The organism is Nocardia sp. CNS-044 (assembly GCF_059570515.1).
This window is the reverse complement of the sequence record NZ_JCANSX010000007.1, coordinates 225220-245374: the sequence shown is the minus strand read 5'-3', so window position 1 is coordinate 245374 and position 20155 is coordinate 225220. Positions and strand designations below refer to the sequence as shown.

The window sequence follows — 20155 nt, the reverse complement described above, 5'->3', positions numbered from 1 at the left end:
TTCAACACTCGGAGCGGGAAGGCAGACCGGCCGGTCGGTGTGCCTTCTCGGTCACCGTGTCGTCGGCAGGTCGATGGCGGTAGCCGGGTTGTTCAAGAGGTCCGGGTCGATCGGGAAGGTCTTCTCCGCGCGCCACCTGGCGTGCCAGTCGGGTGTGCCGCCAGGGAGGTCGGGGCTGCGCGGTGTGGTGAGCGCTGGCAGTTCGAGTCGCGCGGAATGCACGGTGACGACCGCGTTGCTCGGCGCGTGCGACCACACGTCGTCGATCACGTCGGTGATCTTCGCGCCGAGCCGGTGTCCCGCGGCCAGGGGCCAGTCCTGGCCCAGCAGCCGGATGTCGGTGTCCGGACGAACCGGGGCGACGCCACGGGTGATGATGGTGGCGCGGCCGTCCGGAGCGATGTCGTAGAGCTCGACGGTGACCGTGGCGGACTCGGGACCCGCGAGCTGGAGCTTCGCCGTCGCCACGCCGGACAGGTGCGTCGGTTCCGTCAAAGGTTGTGATACCGACCAGATCTCGCGGTCGCGGCCCGGCAGCAGCCCACGGTCGGTATAGGAGCCGGTACGCAGCTGCACGGTGACGCGCTCGGAATCCGTGGGTGGCCAGGCGGTTTCGGAACGCCACCCGCCGTCGAACTGGTTGACCCTGATCCTCGGCCCGGGCACCTCGACGTCCTTGCCCGCGACGTGCCGGTCGAAGAACGCCATGAGCTCGGCGTCGAAAAACGGTGTGCCGCACTTCTCGTGGCAGTCGGTGTGACCCCACTGGCCGAACCAGGCGCGGTGTTCGCCGGGGCCGAGGCCCTGCCACATCTCGAAGACGCGATCCGCCCGCGTGTTCCCGTCGAGGAAGCCCTGGCTGACGAACAGCGGAATGGTGTTGCCGCGCAAATCGTCGACGAGGTCGCGCTCGATCCATCCGGGATTGGCGGCGTCGTGGTCGGTGGTGAGGTCGACGTAGCGCTCGGCGCAGCCCGGCGGCATACTCACGGCGTTGGCCTGGTATTCGGGGGAGTCGCCCCAGTGCGCCGGGGTCGAGGCGATCGCGAGATGCTCCAACCCGACCTGGTCGGCGGGACGGATGCCGTTGTCGGTCACCGGTTTTCCGGAGAACTTCCAGGAGACGCCGCGCATGTACAGGTAGGAGTACGGGTCGACCACCGGCGCGAACGCGGCCACCGCCGCCAGCCCCTTCGGCTTGGCCGCCAGCGCCAGCATGCCCGTCCATGCCTCGTAGGAGGTGCCGGTCATGCCGACCCGCCCGGTCGACCACGGCTGGGCAGCCGCCCATTCCACCGCGGTCGCCACATCCGACCGCTCGCCGGGCCCGCCGTAGTCCGGACAGCCGTTCGAGCCGCCGAACCCGCGCAGATCCACCAGCACGTAGGTGTAGCCCGCGCGCAGCGCCTGCTCGACCGGCAGGTTCTCGACCGACGGCCCGCCCTCGGGCAGCGGATGGGTCAGGTAGGCCAGGTGCGAGCGGTACGGACTCACCGTGAGCAGCACCGGCGTCTTGGCGTCGTCGGCGATGCCGGGTGGACGCAGCACGTCGGCATGCAGGCGAGTGCCGTCCGGGGTGGTCAAGTACGTCTGCCACCAGGTGAACGGAACGTCGGGCGGCTCGGCCACGGCGGGCATCGCCATCCCAAGCATCAACGCCACCCCGGCTACGACCCGCGCCACCACAGAACCCACTCGCACCAGAGGACTATGGTGTGTCACCTGGGCTTGCGTCCAGCCCCGGAATCTGGGGTGCGGAGGGAAATGTCGCCGTCCAGGTCGAGTCAGCGGTGGCGGGTGCCCGAGACCCGCCGCGGAAGGTTCTCCGAGGGGCACCGGCTGGTCATCGCCCGCGATCGGCAGCTGCCTGGCGGCCAGTGCAGGCGTCCAGCCGTCGCAGAGCCGGCGGGGTCGTCGAGATCACCTGCGGCGTCATCCGGCGGCGAGAGTTGTTGCCGAAGTGCATCAATCTCGCGAACCTTGCGTCGCGCCAAAAAGATTCACTCTGGTGTCTCAGCCAGGTCGGCGTATGATCGTGCTCCAGTGCGATCGACCGGGGGAAGTATGAGCGAGCCGGTGACCACGGATTGGGACCGATTCGTGCAGGCACTGGCCCGTTGTCTGGCCCAACTGCCCTCGCGCGCGACGCTGATCATCGCCGCGCCCGGCAACCGCTACGTCCAATTCGTGCAGTACGACATCAAGCTGTCCGCCGAACTCGCGGGCAATCGCTATCTGGACCAGCCGATGTCGTCGGACGCCGAGCGAATGCTGCGCGAACTCGGTTGGCAGGAACCGGTTTCCCGGCGCGAGATCGACAACTGGCAGCGCAGCCTCTTCTGGCCGCTCGCCGACAACGTGCTGCTCGAATTCGCCCGATCCGTCGCCCTCGGCCTGCACCACGCGCTCGGTGTCGCAGCGCCCACCGAACTGCGCGCCATGGGCTGGACCGAAGCCTCCGGCGACCTCGATCTCACCGTCCTCGGCCTCGTTTCGAAACCCAGCACGCACAACTGAACACCACCGAGCCCCCGCCACCCGTGTGGCGAGGGCTCGGGATCGGGACGTGTCAGCTGACGAGGTTCTTGCGCAATTTCAGGATCGTGCCCGGATCGAGGCCGAGTCCCTGGGTGAGGAACTTGCCGAAATCGCCGTAGCTCTGCTCCATCTGCTGGATCGCGGTGTCCAGGTAGGCGTCGCGCACCTCCTGCAGCGGGATCAGCAGGTCCGGATTCTGCATCAGCCCAGCTTGTTTCACCTGCTCGCGAAGTTTGGCGTCGGCGGCCGCGCGGTACTGGTTGGACAGCAGGTAGTCCTGGCGCGCGGTGCGTTCCGGCACGCCGACCGCGCGCAGCACCACGTAGGTGAGCCAGCCGGTGCGGTCCTTGCCCGCCGTGCAGTGGTAGAGCGTCGCCCGGTCGGAGTTCGCCAGATCGCGGATGGTCTGCCCGAATGCGTTGCGGGAGGCATCACTCAGGAAGCTGCGATACACCCCGGCCATGATCTGCTCGGCCCGTCCGTTGCCGAGCAACTCCTCCTGCTTCTGCGGATCCCGCGACTGGATCGCCTGCAACATCTGCTGGAACAGACCGGTGTCGTCGATCGGCCGCGCCACCGCCTGGACTCCCGGGGGCAGCTTGTCTCGTCCGGCGAACTGCACCTCGGCCGGAGTCCGCAGATCCACGGCCGCACGCAAATTCAGCGTCCCGAGCTTCTGCACGTCCGCGTCGGTCAACTTCTCCAGCGAATCGGCCCGAAACGCCTTGCCCGACTTGACCCTTGCCCCGTCATACGTCCGATACCCGCCGATATCCCGAACATTGACGGCCCCCTGCAAGTCGATCCGCGTCGCCGACGCCTCCACCGTCGGCTCGGCCACCGCGCTCGGCGGAAGGGGAGTGGAAACGAGGGCCAGCGCACTGAACGCCGCACCGATGAGAGCAATGAAAGAAATCTTCATGCGAGGCGACACTAGAACGCGTTCTAAGGAACCTCTTAGCTTCCCGCCCAACCCACCCACTCACCGGGAACCCCAACCCGCCCAACGGGATCGGGTGTTTCCGCCACACAGCCGCGCCGCTGCCCGGCTACTTCCAGGCACACCTCCGCGGTTGTCGCCGCTATCGGCTTGGAGCTTGCGCGGACTCTTTCGCAGCCGTCAGCGACAGGACGATATCCCGGAAACGGGACGAGCCCTCCCGCACCGAAGTGCGGAAGGGCTCGAAACGTCTTGCCGTACGACGACTTACACGTCGAAGTAGAGCTCGAACTCGTACGGGTGCGGACGCAGGTTCACCGGCGCGATCTCCTGGGTGCGCTTGATGTCGATCCAGGTCTCGATCAGGTCCGGGGTGAAGACGTTGCCCTCGGTGAGGTAGTCGTGGTCCTGCTCGAGGCGGTCGATGACCGACGCCAGGCTGGTGGGGGCCTGCGGGATGTTCTTGGCCTCCTCCGGCGGGAGCTCGTAGAGGTCCTTGTCGACCGGGGCCAGCGGCTCGATCTTCTTCTTGATGCCGTCCAGGCCGGCCATCAGCATGGCGGCGAAAGCCAGGTACGGGTTGCCCGAGGAGTCCGGCGCGCGGAACTCGATGCGCTTGGCCTTCGGGTTGTTGCCGGTGACCGGGATGCGGACCGCGGCGGAGCGGTTGCGCTGCGAGTACACCAGGTTGATCGGGGCCTCGTAGCCCGGAACCAGACGGTGGTAGGAGTTCACGGTCGGGTTGGTGAACGCCAGCAGCGACGGCGCGTGGTGCAGGATGCCGCCGATGTAGTGACGCGCGATGTCCGACAGACCGCCGTAGCCGGCCTCGTCGTGGAACAGCGGCTTGCCGTCCTTCCACAGCGACTGGTGCACGTGCATGCCCGAGCCGTTGTCACCGAAGAGCGGCTTCGGCATGAAGGTGACGGTCTTGCCTTCCTGCCACGCGGTGTTCTTCACGATGTACTTGAACAGCTGCAGGTCGTCGGCAGCGTGCAGCAGGGTGTTGAAGCGGTAGTTGATCTCCGCCTGGCCCGCGGTGCCGACCTCGTGGTGGCCGCGCTCGAGCTCGAAGCCCGCGTTCTGCAGGTTGGTCGAGATCTTGTCGCGGAGGTCGACGTAGTGGTCGTACGGCGCGACCGGGAAGTAACCACCCTTGTTGCGGACCTTGTAGCCGCGGTTCGGGGTGCCGTCGAGGTTGAACTCGGCGCCGGTGTTCCAGGAGCCGGAGATCGAGTCGATCTCGTAGAAGGCGCCGTTCATGTTCGACTCGTAACGGATCGAGTCGAAGATGTAGAACTCGGCCTCGGGGCCGAAGTACGCGGTGTCGGCGATGCCGGTCGACCGCAGGTACTCCTCCGCCTTGCGCGCGATGTTGCGCGGGTCGCGGGAGTAGGCCTCGCGGGTGAACGGGTCGTGGACGAAGAAGTTCAGGTTCAGCGTCTTGGCGGCGCGGAACGGGTCGATGCGCGCGGTGGTGTAGTCGGGGAGCAGGAGCATGTCCGACTCGTCGATCGACTGGAAGCCGCGGACGGACGAACCGTCGAACGCTAGACCCTCTTCGGCAAGGTCGGCCGTGAAGGCCTTGGCCGGGATCGAGAAGTGCTGCTGCACACCGGGAAGATCGCTGAAGCGGATATCGACGTACTCGATGTCCTCTTCCTTGATGTACTGGATGACCTCATCGGCCGTGCTGAACGTCACTTGTTCTCCTTACGGATCGGTTCCCAGCCAGTGTCGATTGCATGGGTTCGTCGCGACCAGACGCTATGGATGCGGTGTTTCCCTACAGTCAAGGCTGTGTTTCGCCAGTGTTACACGTGCGCCTGGTCGAGTGGCGATGGCCACCCGGGCTCGACAAGCATGGTAGTCCTGCTGTTCGCGACGCGTCCTGTGAGGCTGAACTCCCGTCGGCGAACCGCGGTAGCCGCATGTCAGGCGCCGTCGGACGCAGTACGTCCACAAACCTGCGCCGGGCCGAGGGCGGGGGAGGCGGCAGCCTATTCTGGAGGCCATGGCGCGTATCACCGGATCCTGGCTTTCCGGACCTTCGGCGGACCCCGGTGACCCGGCTACGCCCGAGTTTCCCGGCGAACACCTCGGTCTGCCCCGCGATGGCGCCGGTTCGCTGGCCGGGATGGGCCGCCGGATCGCCGCGCTGTTCGTCGACTGGATGATCGCCGTCGGCGTCTCGGCGCTGATCGTGCGCGGGGTGAACGCCAACCTCCCGCTGCTCATCTGGTTCGTCATCGGCGTCGCCGCGGTCACGCTGTTCGGCTTCACGCCGGGGCAGTACTTCCTGCGGTTGCGGGTGGTGCGGATCGATGCGGCCGCGCCGGTCGGGTTCGTGCGAGCGTTGGCCCGCCAGGTGTTGCTGATTTTCGTGGTGCCCGCGTTGTTCACCGATGGTGACGGCCGGGGTATGCACGATCGGGCGACGGGGACAGCGCTGGTGAAATCGCGCTGAAGCGCAGACGCTCAGGCCAGCGCTGGGTCAAGGCTGACCCTGCCGCTGAGGCGAACGCTTGCGGATCGGCGACCAACGCCCCCTGACCTGGGCTGGTCGTGACGAACGGCTGTTTCGGGCCGTCGCCAATGTCATCCGTCTCAGCTGCCCGCTGCTTCCGGCCCGCGTTCGCTACTACCGCCGCGCATATGACGGCAACCAAAAGGCGAAGGCGGCGGGCTGGAGCGCGTGAACGCGGCGGGCTCGAGGCTAGGCGGCGGCGGAGGGGTGCTGCTGGGTCGAGCGGACCTCAGTCGACGAGATAGCGCAGCATCACCGCGGTGTCGAAGTGCCTCGTCTCGGCCAATCGAAGCGGGATGCGTTTGTCCAGTGCTGGGAACAGCGGTGTGCCGCCGCCGAGCACCACGGGCAAGACGAACAGCTGGTACTCGTCGATGAGCCCGTGCGGCATCAGCGAGGCCGCGAGGCTCGCGCCACCGACTTCGATGACGCCCTCGCCTCCGGCCTTGAGCCTGCGGACCTCCTCGACCACGTTTTCGCTGATCAGCGTGCTGTTCCAGCGGACCTCGGTGAGCGTCCGGGAGACGACGACCTTCGGCTTCTCCGTCCAGAGCCTGCTGAACTCACGCTGGATGCGTGGCGCGTCCTCGGGCACGTGCGGCCAGTACTCGGCCATCAGCTCGTACAGGCGACGCCCGTGCAGCGAGATCTCGATCTCGCGGTAGCGGTCGTTGTGGAACTGGTGCAACTCGTCGTCCGGGTTGGTCCAGTCGATGCTGCCGTCGCGGTCGTTGATGTAACCGTCGAGGGACACGCTGAACCCGTAGATCAGTTTCCTCATGACGGGTAGACCTCCTACGCGCTCGAAACTCATCGGCGTTCACCGGACGATTGGCCGCCCGGTCGCGCGGAGTGACCGCTGCCGAGTTCAGTCTCCAGCGCGTGGTCTCGAGACCACGGAAATGGCGAAGGCCCGCGTCCCGAGCTGTGGAACGCGGGCCTCTCGAAACCGAACTCAGCGCCTGCGAATGGTGCGCTGCACCCCGCGCATCTTGGCGCCCGCGGGCATCGGACCCTTCGGCAGCGCGGGCCCGCTGCGCGAGCTGAGGGCGGCGAGCCGACCCTCGATGTTGTCGATGCGCTTGGTGTCGATGTTGCGCGGCAGCTTGGTCAGGTAGCGCTGGAGTTCCTTCAGCGGGACCTGGCCCTCCTCGTTGCCGATGATGACGTCGTAGATCGGGGTGTCGCCGATGAGCCGCGCGGTGCGCTTCTTCTCCTGGGCGAGCAGCGCCTTGAGTCGCTGCGGCGAACCCTCACCGACGAAGATCACGCCGGGCAGGCCGATCACGCGGTGCACCGCGTCCAGCTGGGTGGTCGCCGCGACGCCGTTGCTGACCCGCCACTTGCCCTGCAGGTTGTCCAGCACCCACGCCGCCGCGCCCGCTTGGCCCTCGGCCTTGGCGTAGACGTTCTTCTGCACGCGACGCCCGAAGACGATGAACGCCACCAGCACGCCGAGCAGGATGCCGACCGGAAGCAGGAACCACTGCAGATCGAAGATCAGGCCGATCACCAGGAACAACACGGTGATGCCGAGCACCGCGCCGATCATCAGGGGCAGCAGGAGCTTGTCTTCCTTGCGCTGCATCTGGAACGCCTGCCAGAGCTGCTGGCGCCGCTCCTTCGACGCCTTCTTGCGCGCCGCCTTCGCCGCGGCCTTCGCTTCCTTCGACGGGTTACCGCCCTTGCCTGCTGCCATGTGTTTCAGAATAGTGGCCGCCGAGCCCACCATTTGCGCCGGGACGGCGGTCGGATTCAGCCCTTGCCGTTTTCCCGGAGCGCCCCCGCGATCTGCGATGGCATCGCCTCGTGCCGCGCGTAGGTCCGGCTGAAATCCCCGGTCCCGTGCGACAGCGATCGCAGGTCGATCGCGTAGCGGCTGAGTTCCAATTCCGGCACCTCGGCGCGGATCCTGGTGCGACCGGTCCCGTGCGGTTCGGTGCCGAGCACCCGTCCGCGGCGGCTCGACAGATCGCTCAACACCGGCCCGAGGTAGTCGTCGGAGACCACCACCCAGACCTCGGCGAACGGCTCCAGCAAATCGATGCCCGCGACGGCCGCCGCCTCACGCAACGCCAGCGCGCCCGCGGTCTGGAACGCGGCGTCGGACGAGTCGACCGAATGCGCCTTGCCGTCGAACAGCGTGACCCGCACGTCCACCAGCGGATACCCCGCGGCCACCCCGCGCGCCGCCTGCGCACGCACGCCCTTCTCCACCGAAGGGATGAACTGGCGCGGCACCACGCCGCCGACCACCTTGTCCACGAACTCGATCCCCGAACCACCCGGCAGCGGCTCCACCTCGATCTCGCACACCGCGTACTGCCCGTGCCCGCCGGACTGCTTGACGTGCCTGCCGCGCGCTGTCGCCTTGCCCGCGAACGTCTCCCGCAGCGCGACCTTGTGATCGACGGTGTCCACCTGCACTCCGAACCGGGTCCGCAGCCGCTCCAGCGCGACATCGCGATGCGCCTCGCCCAGACACCACAGCACCAATTGATGTGTCTGGCTGTTGTTTTCGACGCGCAGGGCCGGATCCTCCGCCGCCAGCCGCGCGAGCCCCTGCGAGAGCTTGTCCTCGTCGGCCTTGCTGTGCGCGCGAATCGCGATGGGCAGCAACGGATCCGGCATCGGCCACGGTTCGATGACCAGCGGCTTGCCGGTGCCGGAGAGGGTGTCGCCGGTCTCCGCGTGACCGAGCTTGGTGACGCACGCGATGTCACCCGCGATGGCCTCGCCCAGCGGGCGCTGCTGCTTGCCGAAGGGCGCCGTTACCGCACCGACGCGCTCGTCCACATCGTGATCCGGGTGCCCGCGATCGGCCAGTCCGTGCCCGCAGACGTGCACGGTGTCGTCGGCGTGCAGGGTGCCGGAGAAGATCCGCACCAGCGAGATCCGGCCGACGTACGGGTCCGACGCGGTGCGGATGACCTCCGCGGCAAGCGCGCCGCTCGGGTCGCAGGCCAGCAGGGTCGGTGCTGCGCCGTTGGTGGCGGGCGCCGCCGAGACGATGTGCTCGGTCGGGGGCGGGAAACCGCCGGTGATCAGGTCGAGCAACTCCATCGTGCCCAGGCCCTGCCGCGCGCCCTCCGGCGCGGGTGCGCCGAACAGCACCGGGTGGAAACTGCCGCGCGCCACCGCGCGTTCCAGATCGGCGACCAGTGTGTCGAGCTCGATGGGCTCGCCGCCGAGGTAGCGCTCCATGAGCGACTCGTCCTCGCTCTCGGCGATGATGCCCTCGATGAGCCGATTGCGCGCCTCGTCCAGCTCCGCGGCCTGCTCCGCCGACGGCTCGCCGCGCACTCCTTCACCGGAGGCGTAGTCGGCCACGCAGTTGGGCAGCAACTCGATCAACCCTGTCACCGGCCGATGACCGTCCGCGCCGCGCGGCCCGTATACCGGCAGGTGCAGCGGCAGGATGTTCTCCGACGCTCCGCCGCCGAGCACGTCACGGCACGTCTGCACCATCTCGTCGAAGTCCGCGCGCGCGGTGTCCAGATGGGTGATCACGATCGCCCGCGGCATGCCGACGGCCGCGCACTCCTCCCACAGTGCGCGCGTCGCCCCGCTCACCCCCTCCGCGCCCTCGGCCGCCGAGATGACGAACAACGCCGCGTCCGCCGCGCGCAACCCGGCCCGCAACTCGCCGACGAAATCCGCGTATCCCGGCGTGTCCACCAGGTTGACCTTCATCTCCTGCCACGCCACCGGCACCACCGACACCTGCACCGACCGGTGCTGCCGATGTTCGATCTCGTCGTAATCCGACAGCGACGTGCCGTCCTCCACCCGCCCCGCGCGATTCACCGCGCCCGCCGTCAGCGCCATCGCCTCGACCAGCGTCGTCTTCCCCGCCCCGCTGTGACCGACCAGGACCACATTTCGAATGCGTTCCGGCCGATCCACCGTCACCACTCTGCCGTTGCCTCCGGCAGGTCCACTCGATTTGTCCACCATGTGTCACGCTTCCTCGCCTCGACACCGCGGTTGTATCGAGCTTCCCATCATCGGGAGGTGTGCGTCCACGAATCGGGGGAGAAGGGCGATGAGCTGTGCCGAAGGTCCGTGGCGATCGACGATCGCATCGGTTCCTTCCGCCGATGGACTCGTACCCGACAGCCGTCGCAGCGCCCACTCGGCGCGACGGGCGGGCCGCAAGGTCGCTGATGGCGGCAACTGGCCGCTCGTACCGCACTTCGGCCAGGTCAGGGAACGAGCGGCTCTCGCGGATATGTGCGGCTGGGACGCGCCCGCGGAACTGGACAGTGTCGATTTCGCGCGCAAACGTGGCTCCTGCCAACTGTTTTGGGGGTAGAGGGTGGGTCACGCCACCGGTAACGTCTGTCCGGTTTCATTCGGTAGACGAAATCGAGGACAATGTCGAGATACCGCACGCTGACCGCGGCCCTGACCGTCGCGGCGCTCACCTTCGCGCCCGCGGCGCTATCGGCCGTCGCGCACGCCGAACCCGCGCAGTACGCCCCGACCATGCTCATCCTGGACGCATCGGGGTCCATGCAGCGGCCCGATCAGGGCGCCACGATGATGGATTCCGCGAAGCAGGCTGTGCGCACCTTCGTAGACTCGGCGCCTGCCGAGGCGAAGGTCGGGCTCACCACCTACGGCACCGGCACCGGCAACGACGAGGCCGACAAGGCGGCGGGCTGCCGCGACGTCCAGATCCTGCGGCAGCCGGACACCGTCGACAAGCCCGCGCTCACCAGCGCCGTAGACGGTATCCAGGCCCGCGGCTGGACGCCCATGGGCACCGCGCTGCGCCAGGCCGCCGACGCCCTGCCGTCCTCGGGGCCGCGCTCGATCGTGCTCGTCTCCGACGGTGACGACACCTGCGCGCCGCCCGATCCGTGCGACGTCGCCAAGGAACTGAAGCAGAAGGGTGTCGACCTCGTCGTCCACTCGATCGGTTTCGCTGTCGACGACAAGGCGCGCGCCCAGCTGACCTGCATGGCCCAGGCGACCGGCGGCAGCTACAGCGACGCCGCCGACGGCGCCGCGCTGAAACGCATTCTGCCCCGGGTGAGTTCGGCCGCCCTGCGTAACTACCAGGCCACCGGCACGCCCATCACCGGCACCGACGGCTATCAGACCGCGCCGGTCGCGAAGCCGGGTCAGTACCTCGACACCATCGGCCAGCACGAGAAGCGTTTCTACGCCGTGGATGTGCCCGCGGGCGCGACCGCCTACTTCACCGGCATCGTCTCGTTCCCGCGGACGATCGGCGTATCCGTCACCGACGACATGGGTGTGCTGGAACTGCGCGTCTACGGTCGCGACGGCACCGATTGCAATGTCAGGGAACGAGAGCTGGAGTCCAGGGCCAGCGACGGTGTCGCGATCACCGTCAGCAGCACCTTCGAGGGTGCGGCCGCGACACCGTCCGGTGGCAGCTCGGACAAGTGCAAGGGCGGCGGCCGGTACTACTACGAGCTGCACTGGGACATCGCACCGCAGGGTGCACCCGCGCGCCTGCCGGTGGAGATCCTCGTCGGCATCGAACCCGGCGTCACCGATCCGGGGCCGTCCACGATCGGCGCGGCCACCACATTCACCGATCCGGCCGGAGCCGTGCGGCCGGTCAGCGGTGGCGGGTCGTTCACCGTCGCCTCGACGCTCGAGGGCAGCGGCAAGTACACCGACACCGTGCAATCCGGCGAGTACGTCTTCTACAAAGTGCGGTTGGACTGGGGCCAAGGCCTGGCCTACCGGGTGCGCTTCGGCGAGACGGGAGGGGCGGGATACACCTCGGCCACGAATGTCGAGACCACGCTGTACTCGCCGCTCGGCCGCCGGGTCGACTCCGACACCGGCGCCTACACCGGCCGGACGGCCGCCGAGCTGGAACTCGCGTCGGTGCCGATCCGCTACGCCAACCGGGAGGCCAACGACGCTGAGGTGCAGCGTCAGTCGGTGGCCGGGTGGTACTACATCGCGGTCAAGGTGGGTCTGCCATCCGGCGCGAAGGCGATGCCGCCGACTCCGGTCGAGCTCGATCTGACCGTCGCCGGTACCCCGGAAGCGGGGCCGATCTACACGACCGGCAGCGCCGACGTCCTCGGTGAGCAGTCCGGGCCCGGCACCGAGAAGCCGGTGGCCGTGAGCGGTTCGAACTCGAACACGTTGGGGGTCGCCATCGGTATCGGCGTGGTCGCTGTGATCGGCATCGGGGTGGCGATCTGGTTCGTCGCCCGGCGCCGCGCCTGATCCGTCCCGAACCCGCTGGCGCCCGAATTACCTTGATTGCCAGCGGGTTCAGTGTTTCCGGGTCCGACGCTTTTCAGGCCGAGATCGTCCCACTCCAGGATGTGAACGACCGTCCCTTCGACTGGCAGCCGAAGCTGCCGTGGAAGCCGACCGAACACCGCGCCCCCGCGTACTCGACGAAGGGACCCCACTGCCCGTCGCCGGTTTTCACGTCGTTGATCGACGGATTGCCGCCGGGCAGCGTGTACGACGTTCCGGCATCGAACATCGGGTGTGCGGGCAGCCACTGCTGGTCGATCACGATCTCGTTCACGGTCAGCAGGAAGGGCAGGAAGCTGTACTGCAACCGCGTCGGGGACCCGAGATCGCACCCGACAGTGCCGTTGTCGTGGATCGCGCAGTTGGTGCCGCCCACGCTGAAATACAACGGCCCCGGATCCGCCTGCGCGGTCGCCGCCACCACCACCGGCGCCACAGCGGCGGCCGCCGCGACCCCGGCGATCTTCCTCACGATGCGTTTCATACGCGAATACTCCTCGGACTCGATGTGGCCGAACAGGTCGTTGGGTCTGTCGAACTCGGGGAGGTATTCGTTTCAGTCGGCAGGATCGGACGGACCTGGTCGGATGTGGGCGAGCTCCCGAACTCCCGGCCGGGGAAGCGCGGGCGTGTCCTGCCGACACGCTGCCCTTGTCTGCCCTGGCGTCGCCAATCCCCTGTTCTTGCAGTGCCTTTCGATTCGCTGTGTGGCGCGGCGGCGAATAACGTTGAACCGTCGATTGGTCTGGGACGCGATGGAGGTGGCCGCCGATGTTGGTCATCGACGAACGAACGACGATGCCGGGCAGCGAGCAGCGTGTGCTCGAGTGGGTACGGACTTGGACGGGTCAGTACGTCATTGTCGGACTGGCCATCTCCGGCTGCCCCCTTCCGCAGGGTGATCCCGAGGGTGACGCGCTGGAAGCGGACCTGGTGGTGATCACGCCCCGTGCGGTCGTGGTCCTGGAGACCGTCGACATGGTTCCCGAGGCGAGTTCCGGAACGCTCACCGTCGAGGCCGACGGCCGCTGGCGACTGTCGGGGTTCGAAGGGGATCCGATTCGAGACCAGAGCCCATTCGACCGAGTCACGGACAACGTCGCGAGCCTGAAGGCGTTGGTAGACCGTCGCCATCCCGAAGCGTTCGTCGACGGCATGGTCGTCGTCGTGCCGCCGCGGGAATCCACCGTGCTCTTGGACGTCGAATCGCGGCCGCAGGGCTGCGGTGTCGTGCTCGGCTCCACGCCGAGCGAACTGCGTGCCTGGTTTCACCGCACCGCGGGCAGGAGGTTCGTGTGGACCGCCGAGGATGTCCACGCTTTGCTGGCTGAGCTGAATGTCGGTGCGTGGGTCATGGTGGAAGACCTTGTGGCCGAGGGTTTTCCGAAGGAGCGAAAGCAGCTTCCCGACGCGGTGTCGGATCGGCGGCCGCGCGAACAGCAACCGCCGTGGATCGAGCCCGACCCCGACGTCGAACCGATCCCGCAGCCACGCAGGTCCGGAATCGGCACCGGACACGCGCCCTTGATCGAACCGGAGGACGTGGACCCGCCAGAAGACGAATTCGCCGAAGCGGAAGAGGTATCCGCGCCTGTTGTCCCGTACGCGGTGGATCTCCAACGGTCTTCGCGTTCCGACGAGGTCGAGATGCCATCGTCGCCGGGGCCCGCGGTTCTGGTCGAGGACGCCCCCAATCCCGTAAGCGCCGACGTTCCCGCTCCCACGCCCCCGGAGAGCGCCTCGGAGCCGCAGTTCACGGACCGTTGGTCGTCCTGGATACTGCCGGAAACCGAAAGCCCTGCCCGGCCGCTTGCCACCGCCGCACCCCTTCCCCGCCGAACCTGGGCCACACCGAAGATCGAACCGAAACCGCTACGCCGCGTCTCGACACCCGCTCCGGAAGCTCGGCAGAGCGCGATGGTCCTCGGCCGGACGATTTCTCCTTCGCGCACATTCGAGTCCGTCAGGGGTTCGATACCGCTCGAGGGGCATCGTCTCCAGCAACTGGCCGCCTGTGCCGTCATCGCGGCGACTCTCTGCGCGGTCTGGCTCATGGCCTCCACCTGCTCCGCGCGGACCGGAAACGCCGTCGAAGCACCCCAGCCTGTTCCGCAGTCGGAAGTCGTCCCGCCACCGCCGCAAGTCGTCGAGCAGTCGGGCGCGATGCCCTGGCCGCCTTTGTGTCTCCCGTTCCCTCCGGACTGCTGACGGTTACCCGAGATTGCCCGGGGCAAGTACCTTTCAACCTTCCGCGTCCGCGGCCAAAAACACCACACGGTCGACCTCGGGATCGAACCCGAGTATCGGAAACTCGCGAAACCCTTCCGCCGTCATGATCACCGGCTTGCCCAGCCGCCGCCCGACCGCACTCAGGAAATCGCACAGGATATCCAGTCGATCCTGCCCCTGAAGTTCCCTCAGGTCGACGTCGAAATCGATCTCATCCGCCGAATACGCACGAAAGATCGCCAACATATCCGGCACCGGCCGCACATACACTTCCACGCACTCACCATCCGCGGAACGCGAGAACACTTCGGCGGCCGTAGGAAACGGCAAGCGCGCGAACCCTTCCCGATATTCGCATCCCCACTTGTTCTCCCGAAACAGATCGAACAACGACTGCCAATCCTCGACAGACGTGCCCGGTACATGGACATCAGGGAGAACGCCACCGTCACGCGGGTCGAAATGGGTTGCTACGTCTTCCCATGACAGGCTCGTCGCACCCGCGCAGTGCCCGACCGAGCTCATCGGCGTGACCTCCTGTGGCGGGGAAGCGGCACGCACCCGCCTTCTCTCTTGACCCGACACCCCACCTGCCGCCCTTTCCGGTGCGCCTCCCGGCGGTGGGCACCACCAGCAGGAAGATCCTCGCCCGCGTTGTCCCTGTCATTCCTCATGCTCAGGTTGGACGCACCAACCCCGCGTCGGGTTCCATCACTTCTCCTCACTACCTGGGGAGACTTCGGCGCAGCACCTGCCCGATCCCGCCGCGATCGCACCGGCTCTTTCCACCGGTTGAAGTCCTGCGTGTTTGAGGGCTGTTCGCGATATGTGTTCTGGCAGACTTGTGCGGTGCTCGTCACGAGGGGGACCACACCATGGTGTTGACCGCGCGATTCCAGCCGGGAGCTTCCAGCCGCCCGTTCGTCGACCGTGTTCCGGTCCTGACGCGATTCGACCAGCTGCTGACCGAAGCCGCCGAACATCCCCGGGTCATGCTGCTCAGCGGTGTCGGGGGAATCGGCAAGTCACGGCTGATCACCGAGCTGCGCAGGCGGATCGACAAGAAGCATCCCGCGGCCGTGCTCGATTTGCAGGTGCCGAGTCACCGTCAGGCGGCCGAAGGGCTCGCCGTCCTGCGCGTTCAGCTCGGCGCGCAGAAGATCAAGTTCCATCGGTTCGACATAGCGTGCGCGGTGTTGTGGCAGCGATTGCACCCGCATCTGCGCCTGACTTCCGAGTCGCTCGCGCTCGCCGAACACAGCGAGATCCTCACCGAAATCCTCAACGACGCCACGGGGATTCCGGTTTTCGGCACCGCGACCCGGTTGCTCGATCTCGGCGCCCGGCGGGCTGTCCGCACGCACCGGATACGCCACGATCCGGTCCTCCAAGAGCTCGACCAGTTGAGTCTGGCGAGCCTGAAGCAAGCCGTTTCGTACCTGTTCGCGGAGGACCTGAAGGCCGGTACTCAGGGCAAGGAACCCTACGTCATCTTCCTGGACGCCTATGAGGCATTGATGGGCGGCACCGATCGTGAGGGTCGCGCCGCGGCGTCGGATGCCTGGTTACGCGACGTCGTCGCGCAGCTGGACACCGGCCTGGTCGTGATCGCCAGCCGCGAGCCGTTGGGTTGGGAGCGCCACGATCCCGAGTGGACAGCCCGCGTCCGGACCGTGCGGGTCGACGATCTGCCCACCGACGCTCGATTCGAACTACTCGACTCATCGGGGATCGACGGCTCCGCGGAGCGCGCGGCCATCGCGAGATCGAGTGCGGGAGTGCCGTTCTACTTGCACCTGGCCATCGATGCGTGGAATCGAGCGGGATGGGTGGCGCCCGCCGAACTGGTCTCCCCGGAGGCGATTCTCGAACGCTTCCTTCAGCATGTGCGCCCCGAGGAGGTGCGCCTGCTGGAATTGCTCGGTCTGCCAAGAACTTTCGATCAAGAGATATTCACCTCGATCGCGCGGCGGTTCGAGTTACCGGGTCACGTCGCCGCGTGGAAATCGTTGATCGCGTACTCGTTCGTCTACGCCGCGGACGAGGGTGATGGCGGCGAGCGCTATCAACTGCACCAGCTTATGGTGGCGGCGCTGCGGCGGCGCTTGGACGCCGAGGTCGCGCGCACTCTGCACGCGGTTCTGCACGACCTCTGGCTCGCGCGTGCGGAACGGCCGACGGGACGAGACTTGGCATTACGGGAGGCGGGATACCACGGTGTTCGGGCCGGAACGCTTTCCGCCGTAGCGCTGCTCGAGTACACCGATCGGATCGTCGCGGTAGGCGGGAGCCAGGGCATCGGCGGCGTTATCAGCGATCTACACAGCCATCTGAGCGACTCGCATGAGAATCTGGCACGTATGGCGGAGCTCTCGGAACTCGAGCGGTGCTTGGAAGCGGAAGCGGCGCTGTTGATCGGTGACGCCAAGCAAGCCGAGCGGCTCACCCGCGATGTCCCCTTGGACCGGAGCGGCTCGATCGCGGAGCGGCTAGCCGTCGCCGCGGCGAACGCGCGCCGCATCCTTGGCGATACCGACGATGCCTTGGCGATCTACCAGGAAGTATGGTCCCGGGGATCGGGTCGGGCCCGACTCGACGCCGGACTGTGGGCGGCGGACCTGCACATGTGCCAGGGGCGATTCGGCCAGGCACTGTCCCTGTGCGAGGAACTCGTTGCCATGGCCGACCACGACGACCACGCGTTCCTGGGGGATGTGGCGCGGTTGCGTCATCTCGCCTACCGGCTGTCGTTCGATACCGACCGGGCCGCCCAGTATCTGGCCGAGGCCGACGCGCACTACCGAGCAGCGGGCAGCGTCGTCGGCCAAGCCAACGTCGCGACCAACGTGGCAGAACTCCAGGCCCTCACCGACCCGTCGCTGGCGATAGATGCCGCCGCGACCGCCATCGCGCGACAACGCGAGCTCGGCGCCCTGCATGAACTCGGAAAGGCATACACCGCACTCGGTTTGGCGCGATTGGCGCTGGGCGAACTGGACGCCGCTGAGGAGGCACTCGCCGACGCGTGCGAGATCCTCGAGCGGGCTGGGTACCGATCGGGCCGTGCCAGGGCCGAACTGTTCCGCGCCGGGGTCTTCGCGCGTCGTGGAGAGCGCGAGGCAGCCCTGCGCAGCGCGCGCTGGGCGATCTCCGAGTTCGAGGGCGCGAACGTCTACCCGGGACTCGTGCTGGTGGCACGAGCGGTACTGGCGCTGTTCGGCTGGACGGAACCCGATGTCTCTAATGCGGCCAGCGCCGCCCGGATGCGCATCCAGCCGCCGACGCCTGGTCTCAGGATGGATCACTGTGCCGCACAGCTCATCTCGCGAGTGCTGGGCGTCGATGCCGATGAGATGTATACCCGAGCGCTCGCGCAATCACAGTCCGCCGCTGGGTACTACAACCACAACGTCCGACTCGACAGCGCGATCGGCGTGGTGAATGTGCGGATCGCCGTCGACGGCGCCGACATGATGGACCTGCGGCAGTGGCCCGAGCCCGCGGTCCTGATGGCGATCGAGCCGTTCGTCGCGTCGGCGCCGCGGTTGCGGTGGGAATCGGTCCAGCCCGCCTACCAGATCCACGACCACATCGACGGCGACCTGCTGGACCGGATCGCGCCGCGCGGCACGGCTGTTCCGGCCCATGTGCCTAGCGACGTGGCGATGCTGTTCGCCGAGCTGGGGCGTATTCCGCGCGAAATGCTGCCGCCGGTCGAGGACGGCTGGAGCGATGATCCGGCGGCGTTCGGTCGGCGGTTGTCCGCGGTCACCGCCCAGGTGTATCGCGAGAGCAGTCCGGCTTTCGGCGAGCTGTACCGGCGATTGGGTGTGCCCGAACGGCCGCTCGACGGCGTTGTCGACGCATGGAACTCGCTCGAGGCCAGGCCTTTTCGATTGGTGCACGCCGACGTGCATCGAAAGAACATGATCCTGCGAGACGGGCGCGTCGTGTTCCTCGACTGGGAGCTCGCGGTGTTCGGCGACCCGCTGTACGACGTGGCGACTCACCTACACAAGATGGGCTACCTTCCCGAGGAGCAGGAGGCGTTTCTTACCGCGTGGACCGCCGCCGAAACCGAGGCCGCCGGCGGCGAGTGGCTGCGTGATCTGCGGATCTATCTAGAGCATGAGCAGGTGAAGTCGGTCATCGTCGACGCGGTTCGGTACAGCAAAGTGATCGCGCAGGGGAGCGCGGGCGCGGCGAGGGAAGCGGCGTTGGTGGCGAGTATGGCCGGGAAGCTGCAGCTGGCTCGGGAGGTATGGGGGCAGAGCGAGCCGGTCGATGAAAACGTGGTGGAAACCGCTCTGCGCGAACGATATTGAGCCACGCAAAATACTGGCGTCGAAGGAGTGCGGAACCCTTGCCCTAATCGCGGTATACGGTGCGGCGGAGGTGGCTGGACACCCGCCCGGGCATGCAATGCAGTTCGACTGTGATCGTTGGTGGTCCGGCGTGGTCGTTCGCCTGATCCCTCGCGAACTATGCTCCACCGATCCAAGTTCTGTCGATCGGAACTCAAAAGGGGTGGGATGTTGTCTGGCAGATCAATCCTTCGCGTGCTCGCGATGGTCGGTGCGACTGCGCTGCTCAGCGCATGTACGACGCACGAATCCGAGGACGGGAAGCCCGACAATTCGGCCACTGGTCCCGCGAACGTCGTGTCGCTGGCGCCGCATTTCGCGGCGGCGCCAGAGATCGGCCTCGGTGGACCACTCTTATCAGTTGCCACCGGATACCGCGACCATGTCCAGCCGACAACAGCTCTGGCGGATCTCGTCGTACTCGACGAGATGCGCACCATCGACCCGTGTGGCCTGATCGACGAGACGTCGATCTCTGCTGTTGGGCCCGCCCGGATCGTTCCGGCTGAACCTCTCGAACGATGTGTCGTGATGTTCGACTGGCCGACCGAGGGTAAACGGGCCAACGATGTGACCGTCGATATCGAACTGGTGTCGCCCGTACGCGCGCGATCGTCGGATCAACGGCCGATCGAGATCGCCGGGCGGAACGCGAGCGCACTGACCGCCGGCCTGTGCCAATTCTCGATTCCGATCGGCCAACTCACCGACGGTTCCACGGCCGCGATCGTGTACACGCAAGAGTTGGATCCCGATGGGCGGGCGGACTGTTCGGTACTCGAGCAGATCGTCGGAACATCGGTTCGGCTTATCGATACGAAACCGGCTCCGGCGGCGGCGGTTCGCGGCCTGGCGGCGACCGCGGACCCGTGCGCGGCTCTGGCGGCGTTCGTACCGAACCACACACCGTACGTGGTCGATGGAACCTCGCCGTACGAATGCGCTTTCATTCTCGACCGCCCGGATCGATACGCCGAAAAGATCCGAATCCTGCACTCCAACACCAGCCGTGACCAGGCGACAAGTCCGTCGTACCCGCTCTCGAACGGGAAGCGACGGGTCTTGGTCGACGGTGTCCCAGCTGTGGAGGACACCAGCACAGGCTGGTGCCGAATAAAGGTTTTCGTGGGACTACTTCGCCCACTACCTCCAGTGGACTCCAGCATCGTGTACGACATGAATGCTGTGGAAGTCGTCGGCGGTAGCTGCGACAAGATCATCGCCGTGACCCAAGCAGCGGTCGCCGTCTTCCGGGGTCGGTAGGTCAGCGCGGGAAACGTCCGATTGGGCCCAGAG

General features: G+C 67.0%; 14 protein-coding genes. 6 read left to right on the top strand and 8 right to left on the bottom strand.

The window, feature by feature from the left end; all coding sequences use genetic code 11:
* Positions 1-51 precede the first annotated feature (51 nt).
* Positions 52-1701 (bottom strand): CocE/NonD family hydrolase, encoded by a 1650-nt coding sequence (locus T333_RS15820; RefSeq protein WP_355000602.1) that lies wholly within the window; start codon positions 1699-1701, stop codon positions 52-54.
* A 375-nt stretch (positions 1702-2076) separates the two neighbouring features.
* On the opposite strand from T333_RS15820, the gene T333_RS15815 reads away from it, so the two are divergent.
* On the top strand, positions 2077-2517 hold the full coding sequence (locus T333_RS15815) for a TY-Chap domain-containing protein (RefSeq protein ID WP_357254648.1): 441 nt from the start codon (positions 2077-2079) through the stop codon (positions 2515-2517).
* 52 nt (positions 2518-2569) lie between these two features.
* Here T333_RS15815 and T333_RS15810 read toward each other — a convergent pair whose 3' ends face one another.
* Together T333_RS15810 and glnA are read right to left on the bottom strand one after the other, a co-directional pair.
* Positions 2570-3460, bottom strand: coding sequence for a tyrosine-protein phosphatase (locus T333_RS15810; protein WP_357254650.1), 891 nt, complete (start codon positions 3458-3460; stop codon positions 2570-2572).
* 285 nt (positions 3461-3745) lie between these two features.
* Entirely contained in the window at positions 3746-5182 is a 1437-nt protein-coding gene (gene glnA, locus T333_RS15805; protein ID WP_141812510.1) for a type I glutamate--ammonia ligase, read from the bottom strand.
* Between the two features lie 310 nt (positions 5183-5492).
* Between glnA and T333_RS15800 the strand changes: the two genes are divergently transcribed.
* Positions 5493-5945 (top strand): RDD family protein, encoded by a 453-nt coding sequence (locus T333_RS15800; RefSeq protein ID WP_141812511.1) that lies wholly within the window; start codon positions 5493-5495, stop codon positions 5943-5945.
* 289 nt (positions 5946-6234) lie between these two features.
* On the opposite strand, the gene T333_RS15795 is transcribed toward T333_RS15800, so the two are convergent.
* From T333_RS15795 to T333_RS15785, 3 genes are all read right to left on the bottom strand, one after another.
* Positions 6235-6786, bottom strand: a complete 552-nt coding sequence (locus T333_RS15795; protein ID WP_355000599.1) for a dihydrofolate reductase family protein — start codon at positions 6784-6786, stop codon at positions 6235-6237.
* A gap of 174 nt (positions 6787-6960) precedes the next feature.
* Positions 6961-7704, bottom strand: coding sequence for a DUF4191 domain-containing protein (locus T333_RS15790; protein ID WP_355000598.1), 744 nt, complete (start codon positions 7702-7704; stop codon positions 6961-6963).
* 56 nt (positions 7705-7760) lie between these two features.
* The gene (locus tag T333_RS15785; RefSeq protein ID WP_496424919.1) at positions 7761-9962 is read right to left on the bottom strand and encodes an elongation factor G-like protein EF-G2; all 2202 of its coding nucleotides are present in this window, start codon (positions 9960-9962) and stop codon (positions 7761-7763) included.
* Positions 9963-10382: 420 nt separating this feature from the next.
* Here T333_RS15785 and T333_RS15780 point away from each other — a divergent pair, with 420 nt between their 5' ends.
* On the top strand, positions 10383-12227 hold the full coding sequence (locus T333_RS15780) for a vWA domain-containing protein (protein ID WP_496424918.1): 1845 nt from the start codon (positions 10383-10385) through the stop codon (positions 12225-12227).
* A gap of 73 nt (positions 12228-12300) precedes the next feature.
* On the opposite strand, the gene T333_RS15775 is transcribed toward T333_RS15780, so the two are convergent.
* Positions 12301-12750 carry a hypothetical protein gene (locus T333_RS15775; protein ID WP_496424917.1) on the bottom strand — a complete coding sequence of 150 codons (450 nt, stop codon included), beginning with the start codon at positions 12748-12750 and terminating at the stop codon, positions 12301-12303.
* A gap of 287 nt (positions 12751-13037) precedes the next feature.
* Here T333_RS15775 and T333_RS15770 point away from each other — a divergent pair, with 287 nt between their 5' ends.
* On the top strand, positions 13038-14474 hold the full coding sequence (locus T333_RS15770; protein ID WP_496424916.1) for a nuclease-related domain-containing protein: 1437 nt from the start codon (positions 13038-13040) through the stop codon (positions 14472-14474).
* Positions 14475-14507: 33 nt separating this feature from the next.
* Here the strand turns inward: T333_RS15770 and T333_RS15765 are convergent, their stop codons facing one another.
* Entirely contained in the window at positions 14508-15020 is a 513-nt protein-coding gene (locus tag T333_RS15765; RefSeq protein WP_496424915.1) for a hypothetical protein, read from the bottom strand.
* 350 nt (positions 15021-15370) lie between these two features.
* On the opposite strand from T333_RS15765, the gene T333_RS15760 reads away from it, so the two are divergent.
* Positions 15371-18820 (top strand): phosphotransferase, encoded by a 3450-nt coding sequence (locus tag T333_RS15760; RefSeq protein ID WP_496424914.1) that lies wholly within the window; start codon positions 15371-15373, stop codon positions 18818-18820.
* Between the two features lie 234 nt (positions 18821-19054).
* Positions 19055-20122 (top strand): hypothetical protein, encoded by a 1068-nt coding sequence (locus tag T333_RS15755; protein WP_496424913.1) that lies wholly within the window; start codon positions 19055-19057, stop codon positions 20120-20122.
* Positions 20123-20155: the final 33 nt, after the last annotated feature.